General features: G+C 38.4%; 19 protein-coding genes. 15 read left to right on the forward strand and 4 right to left on the reverse strand.

The features are described 5' to 3' along the window. Positions 1 to 14 precede the first annotated feature (14 nt). From nrfD to KDN24_RS06165, 3 genes are all read left to right on the forward strand, one after another. Positions 15 to 1,310: an NrfD/PsrC family molybdoenzyme membrane anchor subunit gene (gene nrfD / locus KDN24_RS06155; RefSeq protein ID WP_409972177.1), complete on the forward strand. Its 1,296-nt coding sequence runs from the start codon at positions 15 to 17 to the stop codon at positions 1,308 to 1,310. After that, the gene (locus tag KDN24_RS06160) at positions 1,303 to 4,401 is read left to right on the forward strand and encodes a molybdopterin-dependent oxidoreductase (RefSeq protein ID WP_491348348.1); all 3,099 of its coding nucleotides are present in this window, start codon (positions 1,303 to 1,305) and stop codon (positions 4,399 to 4,401) included. The genes nrfD and KDN24_RS06160 overlap by 8 nt, the downstream gene beginning before the upstream one ends. A gap of 81 nt (positions 4,402 to 4,482) precedes the next feature. Then, entirely contained in the window at positions 4,483 to 5,079 is a 597-nt protein-coding gene (locus tag KDN24_RS06165; RefSeq protein ID WP_491348349.1) for a molecular chaperone TorD family protein, read from the forward strand. Between the two features lie 261 nt (positions 5,080 to 5,340). On the opposite strand, the gene KDN24_RS06170 is transcribed toward KDN24_RS06165, so the two are convergent. Continuing rightward, complete coding sequence (locus KDN24_RS06170) at positions 5,341 to 5,568, reverse strand: DUF1128 domain-containing protein (protein ID WP_409972174.1); 228 nt, start codon at positions 5,566 to 5,568, stop codon at positions 5,341 to 5,343. 158 nt (positions 5,569 to 5,726) lie between these two features. On the opposite strand from KDN24_RS06170, the gene KDN24_RS06175 reads away from it, so the two are divergent. The 3 genes from KDN24_RS06175 to KDN24_RS06185 all read left to right on the forward strand — a co-directional run bounded on the left by KDN24_RS06175 (position 5,727) and on the right by KDN24_RS06185 (position 7,432). Continuing rightward, positions 5,727 to 6,197 carry a low molecular weight protein-tyrosine-phosphatase gene (locus KDN24_RS06175; protein WP_409972173.1) on the forward strand — a complete coding sequence of 157 codons (471 nt, stop codon included), beginning with the start codon at positions 5,727 to 5,729 and terminating at the stop codon, positions 6,195 to 6,197. Between the two features lie 12 nt (positions 6,198 to 6,209). Next, positions 6,210 to 6,551, forward strand: coding sequence for a YtxH domain-containing protein (locus KDN24_RS06180; RefSeq protein ID WP_409972172.1), 342 nt, complete (start codon positions 6,210 to 6,212; stop codon positions 6,549 to 6,551). A gap of 104 nt (positions 6,552 to 6,655) precedes the next feature. Next, positions 6,656 to 7,432 (forward strand): YihY/virulence factor BrkB family protein, encoded by a 777-nt coding sequence (locus KDN24_RS06185; RefSeq protein WP_409972171.1) that lies wholly within the window; start codon positions 6,656 to 6,658, stop codon positions 7,430 to 7,432. A 255-nt stretch (positions 7,433 to 7,687) separates the two neighbouring features. On the opposite strand, the gene KDN24_RS06190 is transcribed toward KDN24_RS06185, so the two are convergent. Both KDN24_RS06190 and KDN24_RS06195 read right to left on the reverse strand, forming a co-directional pair. Further along, positions 7,688 to 9,610, reverse strand: coding sequence for a heavy metal translocating P-type ATPase (locus tag KDN24_RS06190; protein WP_491348350.1), 1,923 nt, complete (start codon positions 9,608 to 9,610; stop codon positions 7,688 to 7,690). A 248-nt stretch (positions 9,611 to 9,858) separates the two neighbouring features. After that, positions 9,859 to 11,037, reverse strand: a complete 1,179-nt coding sequence (locus KDN24_RS06195) for an MFS transporter (RefSeq protein WP_409972170.1) — start codon at positions 11,035 to 11,037, stop codon at positions 9,859 to 9,861. 154 nt (positions 11,038 to 11,191) lie between these two features. On the opposite strand from KDN24_RS06195, the gene cax reads away from it, so the two are divergent. The 3 genes from cax to nhaC all read left to right on the forward strand — a co-directional run bounded on the left by cax (position 11,192) and on the right by nhaC (position 15,203). Next, complete coding sequence (gene cax, locus KDN24_RS06200; protein WP_409972169.1) at positions 11,192 to 12,250, forward strand: calcium/proton exchanger; 1,059 nt, start codon at positions 11,192 to 11,194, stop codon at positions 12,248 to 12,250. A gap of 489 nt (positions 12,251 to 12,739) precedes the next feature. Beyond that, complete coding sequence (locus KDN24_RS06205) at positions 12,740 to 13,558, forward strand: YfkD famly protein (RefSeq protein ID WP_409972168.1); 819 nt, start codon at positions 12,740 to 12,742, stop codon at positions 13,556 to 13,558. A 223-nt stretch (positions 13,559 to 13,781) separates the two neighbouring features. Beyond that, positions 13,782 to 15,203, forward strand: a complete 1,422-nt coding sequence (gene nhaC, locus KDN24_RS06210; RefSeq protein WP_409972167.1) for a Na+/H+ antiporter NhaC — start codon at positions 13,782 to 13,784, stop codon at positions 15,201 to 15,203. Between the two features lie 65 nt (positions 15,204 to 15,268). Here nhaC and KDN24_RS06215 read toward each other — a convergent pair whose 3' ends face one another. Then, positions 15,269 to 16,540 carry a transcriptional regulator gene (locus tag KDN24_RS06215; protein WP_409972166.1) on the reverse strand — a complete coding sequence of 424 codons (1,272 nt, stop codon included), beginning with the start codon at positions 16,538 to 16,540 and terminating at the stop codon, positions 15,269 to 15,271. Positions 16,541 to 16,898: 358 nt separating this feature from the next. Here KDN24_RS06215 and KDN24_RS06220 point away from each other — a divergent pair, with 358 nt between their 5' ends. The 6 genes from KDN24_RS06220 (at position 16,899) to KDN24_RS06245 (ending at position 23,887) form a co-directional block, all read left to right on the forward strand. Beyond that, positions 16,899 to 18,008: a mandelate racemase/muconate lactonizing enzyme family protein gene (locus tag KDN24_RS06220; protein ID WP_409972165.1), complete on the forward strand. Its 1,110-nt coding sequence runs from the start codon at positions 16,899 to 16,901 to the stop codon at positions 18,006 to 18,008. Between the two features lie 13 nt (positions 18,009 to 18,021). Further along, entirely contained in the window at positions 18,022 to 18,726 is a 705-nt protein-coding gene (locus KDN24_RS06225; protein ID WP_409972164.1) for a GNAT family N-acetyltransferase, read from the forward strand. 120 nt (positions 18,727 to 18,846) lie between these two features. Next, a complete protein-coding gene (locus tag KDN24_RS06230; protein ID WP_409972163.1) occupies positions 18,847 to 19,029 on the forward strand; it encodes an SE1561 family protein in 183 nt (60 codons plus the stop codon). 247 nt (positions 19,030 to 19,276) lie between these two features. Beyond that, complete coding sequence (locus tag KDN24_RS06235; RefSeq protein ID WP_409972162.1) at positions 19,277 to 20,824, forward strand: fumarate hydratase; 1,548 nt, start codon at positions 19,277 to 19,279, stop codon at positions 20,822 to 20,824. Positions 20,825 to 21,000: 176 nt separating this feature from the next. After that, positions 21,001 to 21,756: a delta-lactam-biosynthetic de-N-acetylase gene (gene pdaA, locus KDN24_RS06240; RefSeq protein WP_409972210.1), complete on the forward strand. Its 756-nt coding sequence runs from the start codon at positions 21,001 to 21,003 to the stop codon at positions 21,754 to 21,756. Between the two features lie 841 nt (positions 21,757 to 22,597). Continuing rightward, the gene (locus KDN24_RS06245) at positions 22,598 to 23,887 is read left to right on the forward strand and encodes an MFS transporter (RefSeq protein WP_409972161.1); all 1,290 of its coding nucleotides are present in this window, start codon (positions 22,598 to 22,600) and stop codon (positions 23,885 to 23,887) included. Positions 23,888 to 23,911: the final 24 nt, after the last annotated feature.

The raw sequence follows: 23,911 nt of genomic DNA on the forward strand, positions 1-23,911 counted from the left end.
AAGGAGTGGTTTAAATGATTTCGAAAGCGAGTATTGACAAAGGTATGCTTCCTTCCCAGCAATCGGAAAAGGGAGGAATGATAGAGAAGATTTGGTGGGCAGCTTTAATCATCGTGTTTGGAATCGGTGTTTATTCGATAATAAGTGGATATTTTCTTCAAGGGATGTCATCCACTAATTTATCTAATACCGTTCCATGGGGTGGATGGATTGCCTTCTATATTTATTTTATTGGTATGAGTGCAGGGTCATTTTTATTATCAACATTAATTTATGGCTTCGGCATGGAAAAGTTTGAGAAAATTGGTCGCTCAGCTTTACTATCTGCAATCGTTTGTATGATTACTGCGATAACATTTGTTTTCTTAGATATTGGTAGACCTGACCATGTAATGAATGCAGTTATTTATTGGAATGTTTTGAGTACGATGTCTTGGGAGATTCATTTCTATATTGTATATATCGTATTGCTTTTGCTAGAGCTATATTTCTCTATGCGTAAGGATTTAGTGAAAGTAGCAAAAGGTGATCATTTTAAAGCGAAATTAGCGAGAATGCTTACTTTTAATAAAAAGGAAATAACGGTTGCAGAACAGGCTCGCGATAAAAAGCGGCTGAAAATCATGGGGATTATCGGTATTCCTTTGGCGATTTTTGGTGTTCATGGAGGAACTGGATCCATCTTTGCAGTTGCGAAGGCACAGCCATATTTAAACTCTGGACTATTCCCGCTCATCTTCATTTTGTCGGCATTAGTATCTGGAACAGCATTATCTATTGCTATTTATGTGATTAAAGCAAAAGTAAAAAAACAGAAAATAGATGTTCCAATGGTTCGTTCACTTGGCAGCATGCTTGCTTTATTTTTAGGAATTGAATTTGTGATGGTATGGTATGAGTTTTTAATTGGCATATATGGACTAGGTCATGAAGAGCTTGGAACGATTAAATTATTGACAGGCAGTGTTTGGTGGTGGAGCTTCTGGATTTTCCAAATGGGCTTAGCGATGTTCTTCCCGCTCATTATTCTGTTTGTTAAGAAGACCCGAGAGTCAGTAGGCTGGATTTTATTTGCCTCCATTATGACGATCATCGGGGTAGTTGGGGTTCGTTTCAATATGGTTATTCCAACATTAATCATGCCAAAGTTTGAAGGGATGCCAGTAGGAAACTATTATCCGAATTTGTCTGAATGGCTGACAACATTCGGTCTTATCGCAATGTGTCTCATCATCTATACAATTGGTGAGAAGTTGTTCCCAATTGAGGAACTAGATTCAGATGATAAAGAGGTGAGCGTACATGAGTAAGGACAAAATGAATCGAAGAGGGTTTCTTAAAGCGCTAGGAACTTTTGGAGCAGTTGCCATCGTTGGTCCTGCTTTTGTCGGCCCAGTTAAACAAGTGATGAACGGTGTTTGGACAGATGATGGTCATGGAATAGGGACGAGCTATCAAGACTACTCGGCAGAGGATATTATTTTCACTTCATGCCAGCAATGTAATGCCTCATGTACGATCAAAACGTATATTGTTTCAGGTAATCCGAACAGTCCATATTCATCCATTATTCGTAAAATTGCTGGTAACCAATACAGTCCAATTGGTATGGTGCCATTCGGTCATATGAACTATGATACACCACTAGAAGAAGCTATAAGAGGAACAGGAGATATTGCACGATCAGGACGCTCACATCGCGGAGCGAAAACATGTCTAAAAGGGCAGGCTGGAATCCAAACAGCTTATGATGCATACCGTGTTCAAAAGCCATTGAAGCGTGTTGGCGAACGAGGGAGCGGTGTTTGGAAGTCGATTAGCTGGGAAGAAGCTTATAAAGAAATTCTCGAAGGAAGCAAAGATATTGGAACACCTGGCTTAAAGGAGATGTGGGCATTTGCTTCTGAAGAAGCCGTAATGGCTGATTGGGAAAAGTTGAAGAATGAAGAAATGTCGAAAGCCGAATTTGAGGCAAAATATAAAGATATTTTAATTGATACAGATCACCCTGATTTCGGGCCGAAATCCAATCAGATAGTCGTTATGGCAGGGCATCGCCGCGAATTTATTGAAAGGCTTGCTGGATTTAGTCTCGGTACTGCCAACTACTATGATCATGGAGGCTACTGCGGAATTACAAGTGTAATGGGAAATGTTCGCTCACATGATGCGACGAAACAGAAGAAGCGGATGATTCCGGACTATGAAAATGCTGAATTTGTTCTCGTTTGGGGCACAAATCCATTAACAGCCAATCGTGGTCCGACAACATTTGCTCCGCAAATAACAAACGCAATTGATCGAGGCATGAAAATGGTTGTGATTGACCCTCGCTTTAGCAAAACCGCCGAAAAGGCTCATATGTGGGTTCCGGTTAAGCCTGGTGGTGATGGTGCATTAGCGCTTGCGATGTGCCGCTGGATTATCGAAAATAATCGATTTGATGAAATGTATTTACGCAATCCAAATGGAAATGCCGCTGAGTTAGATGGAGAAGTGACCTGGAGTGATGCGACTTACTTAGTGAATGTTGGCGAGAAGAAGCGTCCTTTCTTAAGAGCAGTAGACTTAGGTTTAGGTGAGGAAGAATTTATCGTCTTAGAAAATGGCAAGCCTGTTATTCATACAAATGCAACACAGGGTGACCTCGAAGTAGATACAGAAATAAATGGCGTGAAAGTTAAATCGGTGTTTACAATTTTTAAAGAAAAGGTAATGGAAAAATCTCTTGATGAATATTCGAAGCAATGTGATATTTCGATTGAACAAATCGTTGAGATTGCGAGAGGATTCACTTCCCATGGAAAAAAAGTCGGCATTCATTCCTATCGTGGACCAGCTATGCATACTAATGGCTATTACAGTGTCCGTGCGATTAATATGTTAAACCATCTAGTCGGTAATCACGACTGGAAGGGTGGAGACACAGCAATGGGTGCGAAATTTAAAGCTACTGAAGGTAGGTATGATTTAGCAGCAGTTCCAAATGCAAATAAATCATGGGGAATTCCATTGACAAGACATAAAGTTCCTTATGAAAAAACTTCCCTTTTTGCTAAAGACGGGTATCCAGCTAAACGTCCATGGTATCCAATTGGAAATAAACTAATTCATGATGTATTGCCAAGTGCTGCGGAAGGCTATCCATATAAAATTCGTGCGATTATCGTGAATAGAACCTCGCCGATTATGTCAGGTCCACGATCTAATATGCAGGAGAAATTCATCCGCGATCCGAAAGTAGTGGAATTAGTTGTTTCATCTGATATTGTCATTGGTGAAACAACGAAATATGCTGATTTTATTTTACCTGATTTATCGTATCTTGAAAGCTGGAATGCAGAAGATATTTTCCCGATCTTAAAGTATAAATTTGCTGGACTTGTTCAGCCGGTAACAAGGGTAGTTCCTGATGCACGGGCAACCGAACAAGTATATATTGATTTATTAAAAGGAATGGAACTTCCAGGGGTTGGAGATCATGCATTTGTCGATGGCTCTAGTCTCCATTGTCCTGAGGATTATTACATTAAACGTGTTGCCAACATCGCCTTTGATGGCAAAAAGCCTGTCCAAGACGCGAATGCCGAGGAACTTGCGATTTTTGAAAAGGCAAGGAAAAAGGCACTTGGCAAATATTTCGATATGAATGTATTGAAAAATGCTGTAAAGCAGGATGAATGGAAAAAGGTTGTTTATGTTTTGAACCGTGGAGGAAGATATGAGCCTCAAGGTGATGAATATGCTGGCAATCATATAAAATATCAATTTAATAATCTAGTCCATTTTTACGATGAAAAAGTGGCTGGCTTTAAGAGTGCCTTTACTGGGAATTTCTTTGAAGGTGTGCCGATTGTTGATGAAATCAGGCTATATAATGGTGAAGTGTATGAACCGAAAGATCCATTCCAATTTATTAATTGGAAATCAAGAAATGTCGCAACACATCGTACAGAAAGCAATGCATGGCTAAGAGAAATTCGCCCAGAAAACTATTTATGGATTAACCCGGCTGATGCGAAGAAAAAAGGCATTAAAACGGGTGACACGCTCTTAATTTCTTCCACAAGTGCAAAGGTAAAAGGGACAGCACTTGTCACACCAGGAATAAAGCCAGGTGTACTCGGGGCAAATTATAGCTTCGGTCATTTCGCATATGGTGCTGATGATGTCAAAATTGACGGCAAAGTCATGAAGAAATCAGAGAAATATGGACACTTGCCATTTGATACAAATGTGCCGTTACATGAAGAAAGCGGCTATGCAAAAGCACGTGGTAAAGGATTCTCTGTCAATGCTTTAGCTGATAAAGATCCTAGCTACTTTGAAGGTTTCCTAGCTGACTTAATTGCAGGCGGCCCTGCTCAGCAAAATGTTTATGTTGATATTAAGAAGGTTTGATAGAAAGAAGTAGATTTATTCTGTCATTTAGCAGGGATTCTTCCCTGCTGAATAATAAGAAAGAGCGGGAGGGAAATAAACATGCAGACAATGGAAGAATTGAAGGGCAGTTTAGCATTAGCAAATATTATGTCCGTCATTTGGCTAGGGGATTGGGAGCGCTATGAGAATATATTTGCGGAAATGCCTATTGAATTGAGAGAGCAGTTTCCTTTTCATCAATATTACACACACGATGAAGTTGCCATTTGGCATGAGAATCACTTTTTCATTCCTGGAGAATATTTCATTTCTCCCTATTTCTCATCTTACACTAGCAATAGAGGGCAAGATGTAGAGGAAAGAAGAAAAAGCCTACTTTGTTTAATTGGCCATTACGAGAAGATGGGTTTTTATTTTCCATTAGAAAAGCAACTCTATCCCGATCATACTGGCTGTATCATGGTATTTCTAAGTTCCTTATTGCAAGAGCAAATAAAAGCAAAGCATGATGCGGATGAGGAGCTATATTTCCAATTGGACGAATTGAAAAGTGAAATCTTAACCGATTTTATTGAGCCTATCTTAAGTCAGCTGCAAAAAAATTCGCTTAACAACGCGAAACATCCGTTTATTAATGAGTTTCTGCAGTATTTTTGTCGTTCACTAGATAAAGAAGAAATTTTCTCCCTCGTATAAAATGAAATGAGCGATTTTTGAGCTAAATCGGCCATTTTTCGAATATATCGGTCACTTTTGGAATAAATCGGTCATTTCTCGGATATATCGGCCATTTTTAGAATATATCGGCCATTCCCGAATATATCAACGACTTTCCTATATATCGCATTTGCTCACAAAATAGCCGAATTAAGTAAGGGTGTCTAGAAAGTCAAATTAGTTGACTCACTGGACACCCTTTATTAACATGGGCATAGATTGACGGAGCTATCTCTGCATTTACTTATTTTTTCTTAAATTGCCTAATTCTTCTGCCAATGCTTGCATTTCATTTGGGCTAAAAGAGTTCTTTTTCATGACGAGTTCGTAAATATCCTTTAATTCCTCATACATTTCTTCATCAAAATGTGAAGGTTTTATCGCTCCAAAATTGAGCACCTTAAGTTTTTCTTTAATTTTTTCAATCATAAACTCGACGTTTTCAGTTGATTGTTCTGTTAAATTCATCTGGCTTCCCCCTTGTTAGTAAAAATTTTTAGCTTTTCTAAGTATCATCATCTTTCCATGTCGATAAGTAAATGTCAACTAATTAAATAGCTACCTTCAATATATATGTTGCGCAAATGGGGAATATTTAAGAAAATGATGACAAGGAGGAGATATTTATGATTCATGTCCTGTTTGTCTGCCTCGGGAATATTTGTCGTTCACCTATGGCTGAAGCAGTGTTTCGTGACTTAATAAAAAAGGAAGAGCTGGAAGATAAAATTACGGTTGATTCAGCAGGAACGGGCAACTGGCATATCGGGAGTCAGCCTCACGAAGGTACGAGAAATATTTTGGAAAAATACAATATTCAAGCTGAAGGGTTGAAGGCTAGACAATTAACGGTAGATGATTTAGAGCATTTTCACTATATTGTGGCAATGGATGCCTCCAATGTGCAAAATATTAATAAACTTCAATCTGAACAACCACATGCAGAAGTTGTTAGACTGCTTGATTACATCGATGAAATGGAGAAGAAAGATGTACCTGATCCATACTTTACAGGTGATTTCGAAGAAACATATGAACTCGTGAAAAAGGGCTGTGAGCAGTTTTTAAAAGCTCTTTGCATAAAGCATACTATTTAGGAAAGAGAGTGAATGAATATGGGGAAATCATTATTTTGGAAAGGCGTGTTCATCGGCGCGATTGCTGGAGGAGCGTTAAGCTTAATTGATAAAAACACGCGTGAATCTGTTTTCTCAAGCTGTAAAAAAACAACAGACAATGTTTCGTATTATGTGAAAAATCCACGTGAAGCTGTAAATCAAGTGAAAGAAGTTACAAATAAAATAAAATCAACCATCGAGCAAGTAAGTGAGGATGTTTCATTTATTACCGATAGGGTAGAGGAATTGAAGGAAGGCGCTCCTCAAGTTTCTAAGCTTTTGAGCGACACAAAGCAAAGCTTTTTTGAAGAAGAAGAGTTAGAAGCGGAGTAAAGAATGCTTCTTATACAGCTGCTCCAATAATAGCTAAAAAATTGAGGTGATTGGAAATGAGACGCTCCTTTCTATTATTGATTTCGCGATTATGGAAGAGGATAATGGAAGACGATTTATTCGGTCTAGCTGCGCAATTAGCGTACTATTTCCTGCTCTCACTCTTTCCCTTACTTCTTTTTTTAGTAACATTGCTTCCATATTTACCGATAACAGAAACCGATATTCTTGCTGTCGTTAAAGATTTTGCACCACAGGGAGCCTTTGAATTTATAGAATCGAATCTACATGAGCTGACAACAAAAAATATTCAGCTGCTCTCATTCGGAATCATTGCTACCATTTGGTCTGCTTCAAATGGTATTAATGCAATTGTCCGTGCTTTTAACAAAGCATATGAAGTTCAAGAAAGCCGTTCTTTTCTAGTTGCACGTGGAATGGCGATTTTGTTTACTTTTGCTATGCTGTTTGTCATGATCATCGCATTATTATTGCCTGTATTTGGAAAGATAATTGGTGTTTACTTATTTTCTAAATTTGGACTATCAGACGATTTTCTCGCACTGTGGAATACGTTAAGGTGGCTAGTTAGTTCCATTATCTTATTTATTGTCTTCACAGGGCTTTACTGGATTGCCCCAAATAAAAGGCTGTCATGCATTAGTATTATTCCTGGTGCACTTTTTGCAACAATAGGTTGGGAATTATCGTCATTAGCTTTTTCCTATTATGTAACAAATTTCGGTAACTACTCTGCGACATATGGGAGTATTGGAGCGATTATCGTTCTGCTAATTTGGATTTACTTAACGGGGATAATTATTATTATTGGCGGAGAAATAAACGCGTTACATAGTAAAATTAAAGATGAAAATTGTTAGCTGTTCATGACATATGTTTCCTTCAATAATTTGACCTTTCTGATAAAGACTAAGATAGGGGAAAATGAATATGAGCTTTTTATAAAAGGAGGCGTCTATCTATGTCCAAGAAGGCAAATAAAGATGGTGGCACAAAGCAAAAAGGTAAAAATAAACCAAAGCAAAAGACATCTGGATCAGCTAACGGTCAAAACGGATATCATTAATAAAGTAGAAAAAATCCTGGGAACAATGACATCCCAGGATTTTTGTGTTTTATGAACGTAAAAGTCTTAAGCTGTTCAAAATCACTAATATCGTACTGCCTTCATGCGCGATTACCCCGAAAGGAAGATCGACAAATTGCAGGAAGTTAGACGCAATGAGCAGCATAATAACGGTAATTGAAAAAACAACATTTTGCTTAATGATGCCATTCATTTTTCTAGAAAGATTGATTGCTTCTGCAATTTTAGGCAAATCGTTTTTCATTAGAACGACATCGGCAGTTTCAAGAGCAACATCTGTTCCTTCTCCCATAGCAATACCGACATTTGCCGTTGCTAATGCAGGTGCGTCATTTATTCCATCGCCAACCATGGCAACCGTCTCATAGCTGTTTTTCAATTCCTTCAGATGTTCGACTTTATTTTCCGGCAGACATTCAGCAATATAATTATCAAGATGAGCTTCTTTTGCAATGGCCATTGCTGTATTCTGACTATCTCCTGTAAGCATAACTGTATATATTCCTTGCTTTTTCAGGCGATCAATCGCTTTTTTCGTTTCTTCACGGACAACATCTTGCAGGGCGATAATCGCTGCGATTTCATCATTTTTTTGTACATATACAACTGTTTTGCCTTCCGCTGCCATTTTTGCTGCTGCCCCATCTGCAAAGCTTTGAGCAGCGTCAATGCCGACAAATTTTGCTTTTCCAATTTTCCATTCATCTTCATCAATTGCTGCTTTTACTCCCCAGCCTGCAACATCTTCAATACTTTCTGGATGAATGAGCGGTTTTGTTAAGTGTTCTTTTGCATATTTCACAATAGCACTAGCTAATGGATGTGTTGAATGACTTTCGATGGAAGCAGCTTTAAGCAGTACATCATTTTGATCAAGACCTTCTGCAACAATTAAGTTCGTTACTTCTGGTTTTCCTTTTGTCAGTGTTCCTGTTTTATCAAAGGCAATTGCTTTTAAATGGCTTAAGTTTTCTAAATGAACGCCACCTTTAAAAAGAATGCCATTTTTAGCTCCATTTGAAATAGCTGATAATGTGGCTGGCATAATAGAAGCAACGAGTGCACATGGGGAAGCGACTACAAGAAGCACCATTGCTCGATAAAAGGTTTCCGTCCAACTCCATCCGAAAAGGAAATGGGGAAGAATCATCATTAACCCAACAAAAACTAAAACCAATTTTACATAAGTTCCCTCAAATTTTTCAATAAATAGCTGTGAAGGTGATTTTTCACTTTGTGCTGATTGAACGAGCTGGATAATTTTTTGAAACAGTGTTTCATTGTTTGGCTTTGTAATTTCGACAGTAATGGATCCATTCAGATTAACGGTTCCAGCAAAAACCTGATCATCACTGCCCTTTGTCACGGGAATAGATTCTCCTGTAATTGCCGCTTCATCTAAAGTTGTTTGTCCTTTTAAGATTTTTCCATCTGAAGGAACTCTTTCTCCCGGTTTTACTAAAATAAGGTCACCAATGACTAATTCTGATACGTGAACCTTCTCTTCATGTCCATCGTTCACGAGTAAGGCTTCTTCAGGCTGTAATTCCATTAAGGAAGAAATTTCTTTATGGCTTTTATTCATCGTATATGTTTCTAAGGCGCCGCTAACGGCGAAGATGAAAATGAGAATGGCACCTTCAGTCCAATAGCCAATTAACCCAGAGCCAATCGCGGCAAAAACCATCAACATTTCAACATTTAATTCTTTATTGGCAATCGTTTCTTCAATACCTTCTTTTGCCTTGGCAAATCCGCCGATGACAAAAGCGAGAATATAAGCAGATACTGAAGCATTCGCTAAATCGTTTTTGTCCAAAATCCATCCTGTCACAATGAGAATCCCACTTAATAATGCTGCAATTAATTCGGCATGTGGCTTTATTTTTTCGATGAAGCTAATATTCCCGTTTATTGAACTTTTTGATAATGCTTTAGAATCTGTACTCATCCCATACCCCTCCTTGAAATTGGTTTTCAATTACATTTTCTAATTGAGAAAAATAATCAACATCAATACCCCTATTAAACAATGAAAGCTGTCACCATGTAGGTGACAGCGGAAAAAACAATAGAAAATATAAGATTATCCAACGATTATTTATAGTTTACTATATAAGCTATGAAATAACCAGATAAATGTTCAACTTTTATAATGATTATTTAATTATAATTTTTATATATAAATGAGAGTAATTATCATAAATAGGATTCATTCTTTTCCGTAGCTTGTTTTTGTCCAAATAACGTAACGGTCAGGAAGAGAAGGAAGAGTATCACACTAATAATATTGAAAAAACTAATCGATTTAAAATATTGGATGAAAACACCACCAATATAAGGGCCAGTAAGACTTCCGATGCTAAAAGCAATTCCACATAGCAGATTTCCTGTAGGCAGAAGGTTCCTTGGGACTAAATCTGCCATATAGCTAATTCCTAAAGAGAAGGTCGAGCCAACAACCATTCCTGAAATAAAAAGACAGATGGCTAATACGGTCAACTGCCCTTCGAGAAAACCAGCAGCCATAAAACTTAAAAAACCGGTAAATAAAATGAACATTAAAATGTTTCTTCTTCCATATTTATCACTTAGAACACCAAGAGGAAGCTGGAAAACAATCGCTCCAACAGCAAAGGATGTTAAGAGAATGGAAACTTGTGATATTTCGAAGCCAATCCGTAGTGCATAAACGGGGAAACTTCCATTCAAGGAGGCTTCAAGGAATCCATAACCTAATGGGGGAAGAAAGGCAACCCATGCATACTTTGTCGCTTCTGAAAAACGTTTAATCGTTTCTTTAAATGAGTTCACTTCAACTGCTTGTTCTGGAAAATCATTTTTTAATGTAAATAAAAATAACCAGGCAATAAAACATAAAATAGAGGAAACGATAAAAGGCAGTGCTTCATTAATATGAATGAGCGGCGCCATTAAAGGCCCGACAGCAAAGCCAATTCCAAAAAAAAGACCATATAAAGAAATATTTCGTCCTCTCCGATGCTCTGGTGAAAACGAGGTGATCCATGTTTGTGTCCCAAAATGAAGTGAATGATCACCAATTCCAATCAAAAGCCTAAGAATGAACCAAAACCAAAAAGATTTCCAAAGCGGAAATAACATTAGTGCAATAATGACAAGTGCTCCTCCAATGATAATAACGGGCTTGTATCCATATTTTCTCAATGGATATTCCATAAAGGGAGAAATAAGCAAAATGCCTATATACAAACTAGTTGCATGAAGACCGTTTAAACTTGAAGAGACACCCTCATTTTCAAAAATAATCGCAATTAATGGCAGCAGCATCCCTTGACTAAATCCAGAGATTGCAACAATACTGACTAAAATCCAAAACTGGATGTTTTCTTTTTTCATTATTTTACCTCAATTTCTAGCAGAACCACTTCTCTTATTATTCTAACTATTACATGATGGTACACGATATGAAGGAGAATTGACAAGAAAAAATGTTTTGTATTTTTGGCTCTAGGGAAGAATAGGAGAAATGCTGGAAAGGAGAATTCTGTGAATGAATAAAGTATTTCTAATCCTTGTTTTAGTCGGTGTTCCGCTTTCAGTCATAGGATCGCTTATGCACTGGTCGAATGTAATCCTATTCATCATTTATTGTGTAACCATCATTGCGCTTGCAAGTTTTATGGGGAGAGCAACAGAAAGCCTTGCCATTGTAGCTGGGCCAAGTATTGGTGGCCTATTAAATGCTACATTTGGAAATGCTGTCGAATTAATTATTTCGATTTTTGCTCTTAAAGCAGGTTTAGTTGGGGTTGTGCTTGCATCGCTGACTGGATCTGTTTTAGGGAATTTGTTATTAGTTGCAGGTCTATCCTTTTTTGTGGGAGGAATAAAATATAAACGCCAGTCTTTCAATGTTTATGATGCAAGACATAATTCAGGTTTGCTTATGTTTGGAGTCATTGTCGCTTTTGTCATTCCAGAAATCTTTTCGAAGACGATGTCAGAGACTCGAACCTTATCTTTTAGTGTGGGTATTTCAATTATATTGATTACGTTGTATTTGGCTGCTTTATTTTTTAAGCTCGTTACACATCGAGGGGTGTATCAGTCTGAAAAAGAGAAAAGCCATCATCATAATGATGAGGTCGCCGAATGGGGGAAAGGGAAGGCGATTGCGGTTCTTGCTTTGGCAACACTTGCTGTTGCCTATATTTCCGAAAACTTAGTACATACGTTTCAAGCAGTCGGTGAAACATTTGGTTGGTCAGAATTATTTATTGGCGTCGTTATCGTAGCTATCGTTGGCAATGCGGCTGAGCATGCTTCAGCCATTTTAATGGCTTATAAAAATAAAATGGACATCGCAGTAGAAATAGCTGTTGGGTCTACTCTGCAAGTGGCCATGTTCGTTGCCCCATTGCTCGTATTAATTTCATTAATGTTTCCAACTGCCATGCCTTTAGTTTTCACACTGCCAGAGCTCATATCTATGGTCACAGCGGCACTTCTGATGATTATTATCTCGAATGATGGGGAGACGAACTGGTTTGAAGGAGCTACCTTACTTGCGGCCTATTTAATTATGGGAATTGGCTTTTATTTATTGTAAGAAGCAATAAATAAAAGCCTTTGGAATAAGCGTTACAGAAAGTGAGCAAAGGATAGAACACGATCTGCTTGGCATATCCCAAAGGCCATTTTGAATTATTTATTACTTAGAAAAAGGATGTAAATCTACTCGCTTTTCGGCATTAATCACCAACCTTTATGGGGTTATTTGACGATAAACCTTTGGACAGAGTGATGACTACATTTCAACTATTTTTTCATCCTCCTTATTTAAAAAAAGCGAATTGACTTAGCGGCCCTCCTTTATTAAGAGTAAGATCATTATACACCATAGATTAATATTTGTAAATATTCAGATTATTAAAAAGTGTTTTGTTTCATGTAATCATTATTTTAAAGTTAAGAGTTATCATGACATTTTGATCTCCATAATTAATACGTTTTCTGTCATGAGATGGATAATATGACTGAACTCCGAAAAAACTAATAATAAACGTAAATGATAGCAAGTTGGAAGGAGTTATACATCATGAAAAAATCAATATCGCTATTTGTGTTAAGTTTATTATTCATTTTCTTCGTTCAACAGCCAGCATTAGCGGAAAAAGAGCAGAAAAAGGTTGAAAAAGAACCTGAAGTTATAGCGATTCCGAACTCAGTTTTGAAAATTACGAAGGAAAACACTTATCCGAATCCGACTCAAGATATACCGAAGCTCCAACCGAGTGAGCTAACACAAAATTTAATGGATTCATCGAAAGTAAAAATTGAAAACCCTGATTTAATTCGGATGCTTAATGAATCATCAGTAAATGGTACTCCTTTTGCTGTAGGATATCGTGCAATTATTTATTTAGGGCAATGGCCGTTAAATTATGAATCAACTGAAACGTCGGCAAACTGGGAATATCAAAAGATTAATACGAATTATTTTGACAATCGAGGTGGAAATGCCCCTTATGCGATTCACTACGTTCAGGAGACTCAAAAAATTGTTCGTGGGGGTTTAACCGCTAAAGTCCCAAATACAGAGGAAGTAAAAAAAATGATGCTCTTAAAAGCAATGGAGAAATCTGGTCTGCCTCTTGCTTTTGATACTATCATTGGGGGTGGGACGAAAAAAGATCATAGGTACAATGTTCCGCCTAAACGGTTAGGCTACTTATATGGATATGCGCCTGCGGTTAATGAAAAAGGAAAAGTGACTTATGGTGAAGTGTATTTAATGTTAAAAGGCAATAAAAAAACGATTATTGTCAAAAATGTTACGTCACAAGGTGTCGGAGCATGGATTCCAATTCAAGACCATGTATCATTTAGCTTCTTTGCGTCAGAACGACCGAGATAAACATAAATGGCAGCGAACCCCAAATTGGGGGAGCTGCCATTTTTTTATGTACCAATATAGGGAAATTTTACATAAAACCGTATGAAGAGAATGCCATTTTTATTCTTGACGGTAAAGTTTAGAAGTTGTAATATAACACTATTAACGACTATTTAACGACAATTTTAAATAGTCTAAAAATAAGTAAGAAGAACTAAAATTAGCGGAGAGCTGGGGGAAATGTATGAAAAAGGAGATGTCGTTTAAGGTAGCTATTATTCCACTTATCGTCATGATTATTGTGATGGCTATTACAGTAATTAAACTAGAGCAAGGGCCGCATATTCCATTAATTGTCGGAACGGCAGTAGCTGCACTCGTGGCATGGCGATCAGGTTATAAGTGGAAGGAAATTGAAGAAGCAATGTATAAGGGGATTCGCCTTGCATTGCCAGCCGTCGTGATTATTATGCTTGTTGGGTTGACGATTGGAGCATGGATTGGCGGCGGTGTGGTTGCGACAATGATTTACTATGGTCTGAAAATAATTACTCCTTCTCTATTCCTCGTATCCATTTGTGTTATTTGTGCCATAGTATCACTTGCCATTGGCAGCTCTTGGTCGACAATGGGGACGATCGGGGTTGCAGGGATGGGAATAGGCTTAAGTATGGGGATTCCTGCTCCAATGGTAGCTGGAGCGATCATCTCAGGTGCCTATTTTGGAGATAAAATGTCACCGCTTTCTGATACGACAAACCTAGCTGCAGGATTGACAGGTACAGACTTGTTTGTGCATATTCGGCATATGTTTTACACAACGATACCAGGGCTTGTGATTGCATTAATTGTATATGCTTTTTTAGGAAAAAGCTTTGCGAATGAAAATATTGATGTTGAAGGAATTAATCAAACAATCTCTGCTTTACAAGATAATTTTGTCATTTCACCTTGGCTATTAATTGTGCCATTATTAGTCATTGTTTTAGTAGCTAAAAAAGTACCCGCTATCCCTGCTTTAGTTATTGGAATAACACTAGGCTTTATCGCGCAAATCGCTGTTCAAGGTGGAACGTTTGTAGAAGCTGTTACAGCTTTGCAAAGCGGATTCGTCATTAATACAGGAAATGAAATGGTTGATAAACTCTTCAATGGTGGCGGTTTAGATTCGATGATGTATACCGTGTCTATGACGATTGTCGCCATGACATTTGGTGGAATCCTTGAAAATACAGGAATGCTTCAAGCCATCGTAAAGCAAATTTTGAAGCTGGCCAAAACGGCAAAAGGTTTGGTCGCTTCAACAGTAGTTTCTTGTTTTGCAACAAATGCGACATGCTCTGAGCAATATATTTCCATTGTCATCCCATCAAGAATGTATGCTCAAGCCTATCGTGATAAAGGACTGCATTCGAAGAATCTCTCTCGTGCACTTGAGGATGGAGGGACATTAACATCTGTCTTTGTTCCGTGGAATACTTGTGGAGTGTTTATTCTCGGAACGCTTGGAGTTCATACGTTTCAATATGCACCTTACGCCGTCTTAAACTTTATTGTTCCGATTATTTCTATTATTTTTGCGATGACCGGTTTTTCAATTGTAAAATTAACAGACGCTGAAAAACAAGCACTTAAAGAAGAGGAAGAAACAGCGATAACGAGCTGAATATGTTGGGGCCGTCTTGTAAGTGTATCTTTTAGCTTAATAGACTGCCCCATTTCGATAGTAGATTAATAATAAATGGGGATATTTAATGCATATAATGCTCGAGGACGTCCTTGTTGGTAAGTCATTTCTTCCCCAACAATAAAAGCATATTTATGGTCGACTAGTTTTTTTATCATTCGTTCCGATGAGCGGCGCGTAATGAGTAAGTAATCAGCTAAATCAGCGGATGTGAATTCGTTTGATTGTCGAGATTTTATAAATTGAATGATTTTAGATAGATTGGCAGGGCTTAATTTTGCTTTTTGGGCAATTTTAAATAATTCAGGGTGATTGTTTGTTAGACGTTGTTGATGGTGTTTTTTTGGCAAAGGTCCATGCAGCTCTTTTTTATCGTCTAAAATAAAGGCGCTGCTATGATTTGTGTCTTTCTCGGCAAATTTTAACGCAATTTTAGCGTTCTCCATAGCCTCTTTCAATGTTTTGCCATAGCCAAAACCAATGGTAATTTCATTCGGCCACTTTGTGAAAATGTTATGAAGCAAGCCTTCCTTTATCAGTGCTTCGACATCACCACGAGTGCTGAAAATAGCATTCAGCCCATTTTCCAGCTGTTGAATCGTGATTTGCTGATGTCTTGCAAGTTCATTTAAATAGTCAATAATTTCGCGTGAGCTTTCTTTTAGGGAAAGATAAGTCACGGCAACTTGTGATAATTGACCTTTCACAAACTGTGCCTCTGCTTTAGCAGCTTCCAGTCCCCTGATGAGCGAGTTTGGTGGATCGGTCATTCTCATCGCAGGAATGCCAAGTGAGACTAATTGATCATATACAGCGTGTACACTCGTTAATGCTAAATCGATTGCTCCATTTTCCCAAAGGAAGCGATGAAAGGAAACGAGCTTTGCCATATCGAATTGATTTTTATTCAACATGCTTTTATAATCGATGACATTAGCAGGGAGAGGAGAGATATTCGCTGCCTCTAAAACATTTTTGACGATTGCCGCATCCATTAAGTCAATGGAAAGCCGCTGTAGAGAGATTTGTTTATGGTGTAAAATCGTCAGAAACGAAGATGAAACCGTGTAATCATCTTGGGCTAAAAAAACAGATGGAATCGGCAGACTTTCTCTTTCTTTCTTTGAAAAATAATAAGGCAATGCCCCTGAAAAAAACACGACATCACATGGCTTTAATTGTGTTAATAGCTTTGCTGCCTCCTGGGGGCTATTATACGGATACATATTCAGTTCAATATTCGTAACTTTAGGAGCAACAGTCTTGATTTTTGTGATAAATTCAGCTGATCCGAGGACCGCAATTTTCGTAATCATTTCTTCAACTCCTTGCAGGTTTGGCGCTCGCGCTTTTCTAATAATATTTAATGTATCACTTTGAAGTTAGATGAGTGTCTAGCTTCAGCGCCTAGCGACTAGTAAACTTCCCTCCCTCTCCCTACGATAAGTCAACATTGCGACGCACAGGATGTGCTAGCGCAGGCGTTGCCACAGGACGTGGCGATCTTAGCCTGGGATCATATTATCACTTGTCGTGTTTCCTTTATCTCAGTCGAGGTCAGTCCAGTTTATACGTCGCTGACCAAGGCGCTTACGCTTTTCTTTTAACCGTCTATTTACCGACAACTATATCAAAAATTTTGAATCATTGTAAACTAGAAAGGAAATCTCTCTTATGAAAATCACGTCTATTAATCTATATGTTATTCATTTACCACTTCACGTTCCGTTTATTGTCAGCTATCAGACATACGATTATATGCCATCTGTTATTGTTAGAATAGAAACAGATGAAGGAATTATCGGGTATGGGGAAGGTGTGGCAGATGAGCATGTAACAGGTGAATCAGCAGAAAGTGTCTTACAAATTCTGAAACATACGATCGGCCCAGTATTGATTGGACAAAATCCAATGGAAATCGAAAAAATTCATGAATTAATGGATCAGTCCACTTATCACGCACCAACGGCAAAGGCAGCCATTGATATTGCTTGCTTTGATATTATTGGAAAAAAACTAAATCAGCCTGTCTATCAGCTAATTGGTGGTAAATATCATCAGGAGTTTCCGATTACTCATGTGTTAAGCATTGCTGAGCCTGAAAAAATGGCAAGAGAGGCAAGGAATATGCTTGAAAAAGGATATCGTTCTTTTAAAATGAAGGTCGGGACAGATGTCAGAAAAGATGTGGAGCGTATTTCTGCTGTGCGTGCTCAAGTTGGCGAAGAAACGGCGATTCGTGTGGATGTGAATCAAGGCTGGAAAAATAGTGCGACAACCCTTGTAGCTTTAAATCAATTGCGTGACTGCCATTTAGATTGGATCGAGCAGCCTGTCGCAGCGGATGATATTGATGGGATGGTGGAAATTAAAGCAAAAACGACTATTCCCCTCATGATTGATGAAGGTTTAAGAGGACAAAGAGAAATGCTTGAAATCATTCAAAAGCGAGCTGCTCATAAAGTCAATATTAAGTTAATGAAGTGTGGAGGAATCTATCCAGCCGTTAAGCTTGCCCATCAGGCTGAGCTAGCTGGAATCGAGTGTCAAATTGGCTCAATGGTCGAATCCTCAATCGGTTCTGCAGCAGGATTTCATGTTGCTTTTTCCAAGAAAATCATCACGAGTGTGGAGCTGACAGGACCTTTGAAGTTTTCAAAGGATGTTGGGAATCTGCATTATGACGTTCCATTTATTCGGTTAACAGAAAAGCCTGGCTTAGGAATAGACGTCAACGAAGAAGTATTACGGGAGTTAACGATTGCTGAGGAGCTTGTTCGTTAAGGGGGAATTGATGATGGAGCGATTATATGAAGGAACACTTAAGAAAGAAGAGGAAACACAATATTTTCATGTGCAAATATTAACGAGTGAGCACTTGCAGGAAATTTTACAAGTGCAAGCTGAAGTTGTTTCAAAACTTAACAATCAAAGTACTTTGCAGCCCTTAACGGAAGAAGAGTTTCAATATATTTTAGATGGTCATGGACTTATGCTTGGAGCTTTTGTTGGCAATGAGCTTATTGCGTTCAGAGCATTATTAGCTCCGATTATTGATGACGAGCATTTAGGACGTGATATTGGTTTAAAGGACGATGAACTGCCTAGTGTAATTTATCAGGAAATTTCAAATGTTCTCCCTGCCTATCGGGGGAACCAGCTTCAAAAAACATTAGCCATTCTCATCATGGAGGAATTAGCAAAACAGGAGCACAGCTTTCGATATGTTTGCTGTACGGTCGCCCCATTTAATATTCCGAGCTTAAAGGATAAGTTTTCACAAGGCATGCAAATCGCTGCATTGAAAGTGAAGTATGGTGGAAGTTTACGGTATATTTTTGTGCAAGATTTACAACATACGAATCATCTAGATTGGACAGAAACCGTCTATATATCAATGGATGATACATCAGCTCAACAACTTAAGCTTGCGGAAGGCTTTCGCGGAATTGGAATGGAAGAGCGTGATGGGAAGCTAATCGTTAAGTATGGTAAGGAGTAGAGAGTTGTTTGTATGATAAATAAGAATTGATCAAGTAATGAAATTTATTTGGGAAAAATAATATTGCGAAACAATAATTTTTTCAGGTAAGATGGTAACGAGACGAAAGGAGAGAACAGCTTGGGAAGTCCTATACAAGATAAGAATGGACAAGTTTCTTTCTTGAAACAACGGTTAAATATGTTTCTAGGAGTACTTGATGCCATGGAACCAGAAGAAGTAGCACTTGAAGATATTGATCGCTTAATCGAAATGATCGATGAGTTAGAATCAAAATGTCGTGAATTTAATCATCGTGACTAAAATTAGCTACGAGTGAAAGTTAAACTTAAGTATTGTATGAGAGCCTTTTTAGGGCTCTTTATTCGTTTATTGATAAATTTTCCATGAAAGATAGTGTTTTTCGTTCGGAGAATAAATTATAAGTATTCTTGTAACCGATTGCGGTCAAAATCTTTCTTTACTATCATGTTCGGAGTATAATGATATACGATCATATTATCATTTTTAAATAGCGATAAGGGGAATACAAGGGGAAAGGGGAATAACAATGAATCTCGACAAGTTTCAAGAAAGTATGTATAAGCTAATTGTAGAAACATCTACGAATCTACCAAAAGATGTTCGCCGTGCGATTAAGGTAGCAAAGGAAAGAGAAAGTGCTGGAACAAGATCAGCCATGAGCTTAGCAACGATTACGAATAATATTAAAATGGCTGATGATAATATTTCTCCAATTTGTCAGGATACAGGACTTCCAACCTTCAAAATTAAAACGCCAGTTGGCGTGAACCAGCTCGTCATGATAGATGCGATCAAAAAGGCGATTGCTCTCGCAACAAAAGATGGGAAATTGCGTCCAAACTCAGTTGACTCGCTTACAGGTGACAATAGCGGCGACAATCTTGGGGAAGGCACCCCAGTAATTAAATTCGAACAATGGGAAAAAGACTATATTGATGTTCGTCTTATTTTAAAAGGGGGCGGCTGTGAAAATAAAAATATTCAATACAGCCTTCCATGTGAGCTTGAAGGACTAGGCAGAGCAGGCCGGGACCTTGACGGCATCCGTAAATGTATTATGCATTCTGTTTATCAAGCACAAGGTCAGGGATGTAGTGCTGGCTTTATCGGTGTTGGAATCGGTGGAGACCGTTCAGCAGGCTATGATTTAGCAAAGGCTCAGCTATTCCGTTCCGTTGAAGATGTTAATCCGAACGAAGAGTTACGTAAAGTTGAAGAATATGTGATGGAAAATGCGAATAAGCTTGGGATCGGTACAATGGGCTTTGGAGGAGAAACAACTCTTCTTGGCTGTAAAATTGGTGTAATGAATCGAATTCCTGCAAGCTTCTTCGTCTCTGTTGCCTACAATTGTTGGGCTTTCCGCCGTCTCGGTGTGGCTGTGAACGCTGAAACAGGAGAAATTAATGAGTGGATGTATCAAGAAGGCGACAAAATTGACTTCGGTGCAGAAGAAGCAGAGAAGGAAACAGCAGCAGCTTCTGAAACAAGCAGTAATGTCATTACATTACAAGCGCCAATTACAGAGGAACAAATCCGCAGCCTAAAGGTAGGGGATGTTGTTCAAATTAATGGAAGAATGTATACAGGCCGCGATGCGATTCACCATCATTTAATGAGCCATGATGCACCGGTTGATCTAAATGGTCAAGTGATTTATCATTGTGGCCCGGTTATGTTGAAAGATGCAGAAGGAAAATGGCATGTGAAAGCAGCTGGCCCAACGACAAGTATTCGTGAAGAGCCATACCAAGGCGATATCATGAAAAAATTCGGCATTCGTGCTGTAATTGGTAAAGGCGGAATGGGACCGAAAACATTGGCAGCACTTGAAGAACATGGCGGTGTTTACTTAAATGCAATCGGAGGAGCAGCTCAATACTATGCAGATTGCATTAAAGAGGTTGAAGGTGTTGACTTAATGGAATTCGGAATTCCAGAAGCAATGTGGCATTTGAGAGTAGAAGGCTTTACAGCGGTCGTCACAATGGATTCTCACGGAAACAGCCTTCACGCAGATGTTGATAAATCATCATTGGAAAAATTAGCTCAGTTTAAAGAACGTGTGTTTTAATTTATAAAGGGACCTTAACAGGTCTCTTTTTTTTGGGGGAGTGTGGAAATATTAACTAAATTTTATTGAAAATATTTACAGTCATTTAATTCTATTTTTCACAAACAATAAAGAAAAATAGAGGAGGAGTGCAGATGAGAAGTTTAAAATATTATGTACTCTTGACTGCGTTTTTAATGATTTTTCCTTTAATGACAAATGCAGCGCACAGCAATTCACCGATTCATTGGGGCTTCAAAAAAGGGGCAAATGAGGAACAGGCAGACGCAGGTAAACCGCTCGATGATTTGTTAAATCGACTAGATGCATATTACAAGGGTGATCCGACGAAAAAGGATATTTATTTAACATTTGATAATGGCTACGAAAACGGCTACACAGGCAAAATTTTGGATGTGCTAAAAAAAGAAAAGGTACCGGCAGCATTTTTTATTACCGGCCATTACATAGAAAGCGCGCCTGAGCTTGTAAAGAGAATGGCCGCAGAAGGCCATATTATTGGCAATCATTCATGGCACCATCCAGATATGACAACCATTAGCAATGAAAAGATCGCAAAGGAATTGGAAATGGTTCGTGCCGGTACAGAGCAGCTCACCGGAATAAAAAACATGACATACTTACGCCCGCCAAGAGGGATTTTCAGCGAAAGAACGATTCAAGCAGCAAGCGAGCAAGGGTATGTTCATATTTTTTGGTCATTAGCCTTTAAAGATTGGATTGTCGATCAACAGAAAGGCTGGAAATATGCATACGACAATATTATGAAACAAATCCATCCTGGAGCGATTCTCCTTCTTCATACCGTTTCAAAAGATAATGCAGATGCACTCGAAAAAGCCATTCAAGATTTAAAAAGCCGCGGCTATACATTTAAAAGCCTGGATGACTTTATGCTAAGTAGAGTATTTGACGATGTGATGCTTTATTAGGCGGTTGCTGACGGGGAGTGGCCGATGAATTTAGGAAATTGGCCGATATAAAGGGAAATTGGCCGATATAAAGGGAAATGGCCGATATAAAGGGAAAATGGCGGATATAACGGGAAGTGGCCGATATAATTGGAAATCGGCCGATATAAAGGGGATATGGCCGATATAACGGGAAAATGGCGGATATAACGGGAAAATGGCCGATATAATGTGGAAGTGACCGATATAACGGGAAAATGGCCGATATAATCGGAAATCGGCCGATATATTCGGGAGATGGCCGATATAATGGGAATTGGCCGAAATAATCGTGAAATGGCCGATATATGTGGAAAGTCGCTGATATATGTGTGAAAGTCACTGATACATGTGTGAAAGTTGCTGATATAAAGTGAAAGTCGCCGATATAAAGTGAAAGTCGCTGATATAATCGGAAAGTCGCCGATATAATGAGAAAATGGCTGATATAATCGTGAAAGTGACCGATAAAATCGGAAAGCTTCTAATATATCCAGAAAAGTCGCTGTAATTCTGCAAAGATACCTAATAAATTGATAAGTAGCTATCAATTTAATTGACATAGCTTCCTCAAATTACTATTTGACAATATCAAAAAAAGGGTGTAAAAATAGAAAGAAAATAAAATACAGTCCTTTAATACAATCCTGTGAGGTTGAGAAGGAAGCGGAAAATGTACAGTACCCTTTTTTTGTTCAAGTTTGCTAAGGCGAACTTAAATAGAGGTATCTGTATTTACTTGAGCCTTCTTATCTTTTTAGGTAAGAAGGCTTTTGTTATTCTTCCATAGATTGTGACTGTAAAATCAGGAGGAGGAGTAATAATGAACATATCTACAGAAGTAATGGAGGAGTCAAAATCAAAAAGGTATAAAACCTTGCTCGGTTCAGTTCTTGGTTATGCAGTAGAAGGTTTTGATATGCTGCTCTTATCATTTGTACTCGTATTTATTTTAAAAGATTTCAATTTAACAGAAGTAGAAGGGGGAAACCTTGTTTTAGCAACAACCATCGGGATGTTAGTAGGTTCTTACCTTTTCGGTTTCCTTGCTGATATATTCGGTCGAATCAAAATATTAGCTGCAACGATTCTCTTATTTTCCGTTGCAACAGCCCTTATCTATATCGCAACTGATTACTGGCATTTACTATTTCTTCGCTTTCTAGTTGGAATGGGTGTTGGAGGAGAATTTGGGATTGGAATGGCGATAGTAACTGAAACATGGTCAAAAAATATGCGTGCCAAAGCGACCTCGGTTGTTGCACTAGGATGGCAATTGGGTGTGCTTGCTGCCTCTATTCTCCCAGCATTAATCGTTCCACATTTCGGATGGAGAGCTGTTTTTTTATTCGGGCTCATCCCTGCATTATTAGCTGTTTTTGTTCGAAAAAGCTTAACAGAACCAAAAATGTGGGAGCAGAAGAATCAATATAAAAAAGAGCTACTAATAAAAGAGGCAAAAGGAAAATTAACTGAGGAAGAAGGAAAACAGCTTAAAAATTTAAAAGGGTTCCCTCTAAAAAAACTATTTGCCAATAAGAAAATCACCATTACAACAATTGGCTTAATCTTAATGTCCTTTATCCAAAACTTCGGCTATTACGGAATTTTCACGTGGATGCCAACAATTTTATCTCAAAAATATGGCTACACATTAGCAAAAGCGAGTGGCTGGATGCTCATCTCGACTATCGGAATGTTAATCGGAATCGCCGTTTTTGGGATATTAGCAGATAAAATTGGACGCCGGAAAACGTTCACGATGTACTATATTGGTGGAACGGCAGCATGCTTAATCTACTTCTTCTTACTAAAAGATGAAACATTATTACTATGGGGGAGCGCGATGCTCGGATTTTTTGCAAACGGAATGATGGGTGGCTTCGGAGCGGTATTAGCAGAAAACTATCCTGCTGAAGCCCGTTCAACTGCTGAAAACTTCATTTTCGGAACAGGCCGTGGATTAGCAGGCTTCGGACCAGTCATCATCGGTTTACTAGCAGCTGGAGGCAGCTTACTAGGAGCATTATCACTTATTTTCCTCATCTATCCGATAGGTTTACTCATTATGCTTATCTGTATACCAGAAACAAAAGGGAAAGTTATACATTAACATTATAAATAAATGGTCTGATCA

The organism is Cytobacillus sp. Bva_UNVM-123 (assembly GCF_046351715.2).
GTDB lineage: Bacteria > Bacillota > Bacilli > Bacillales > Cytobacillaceae > Cytobacillus.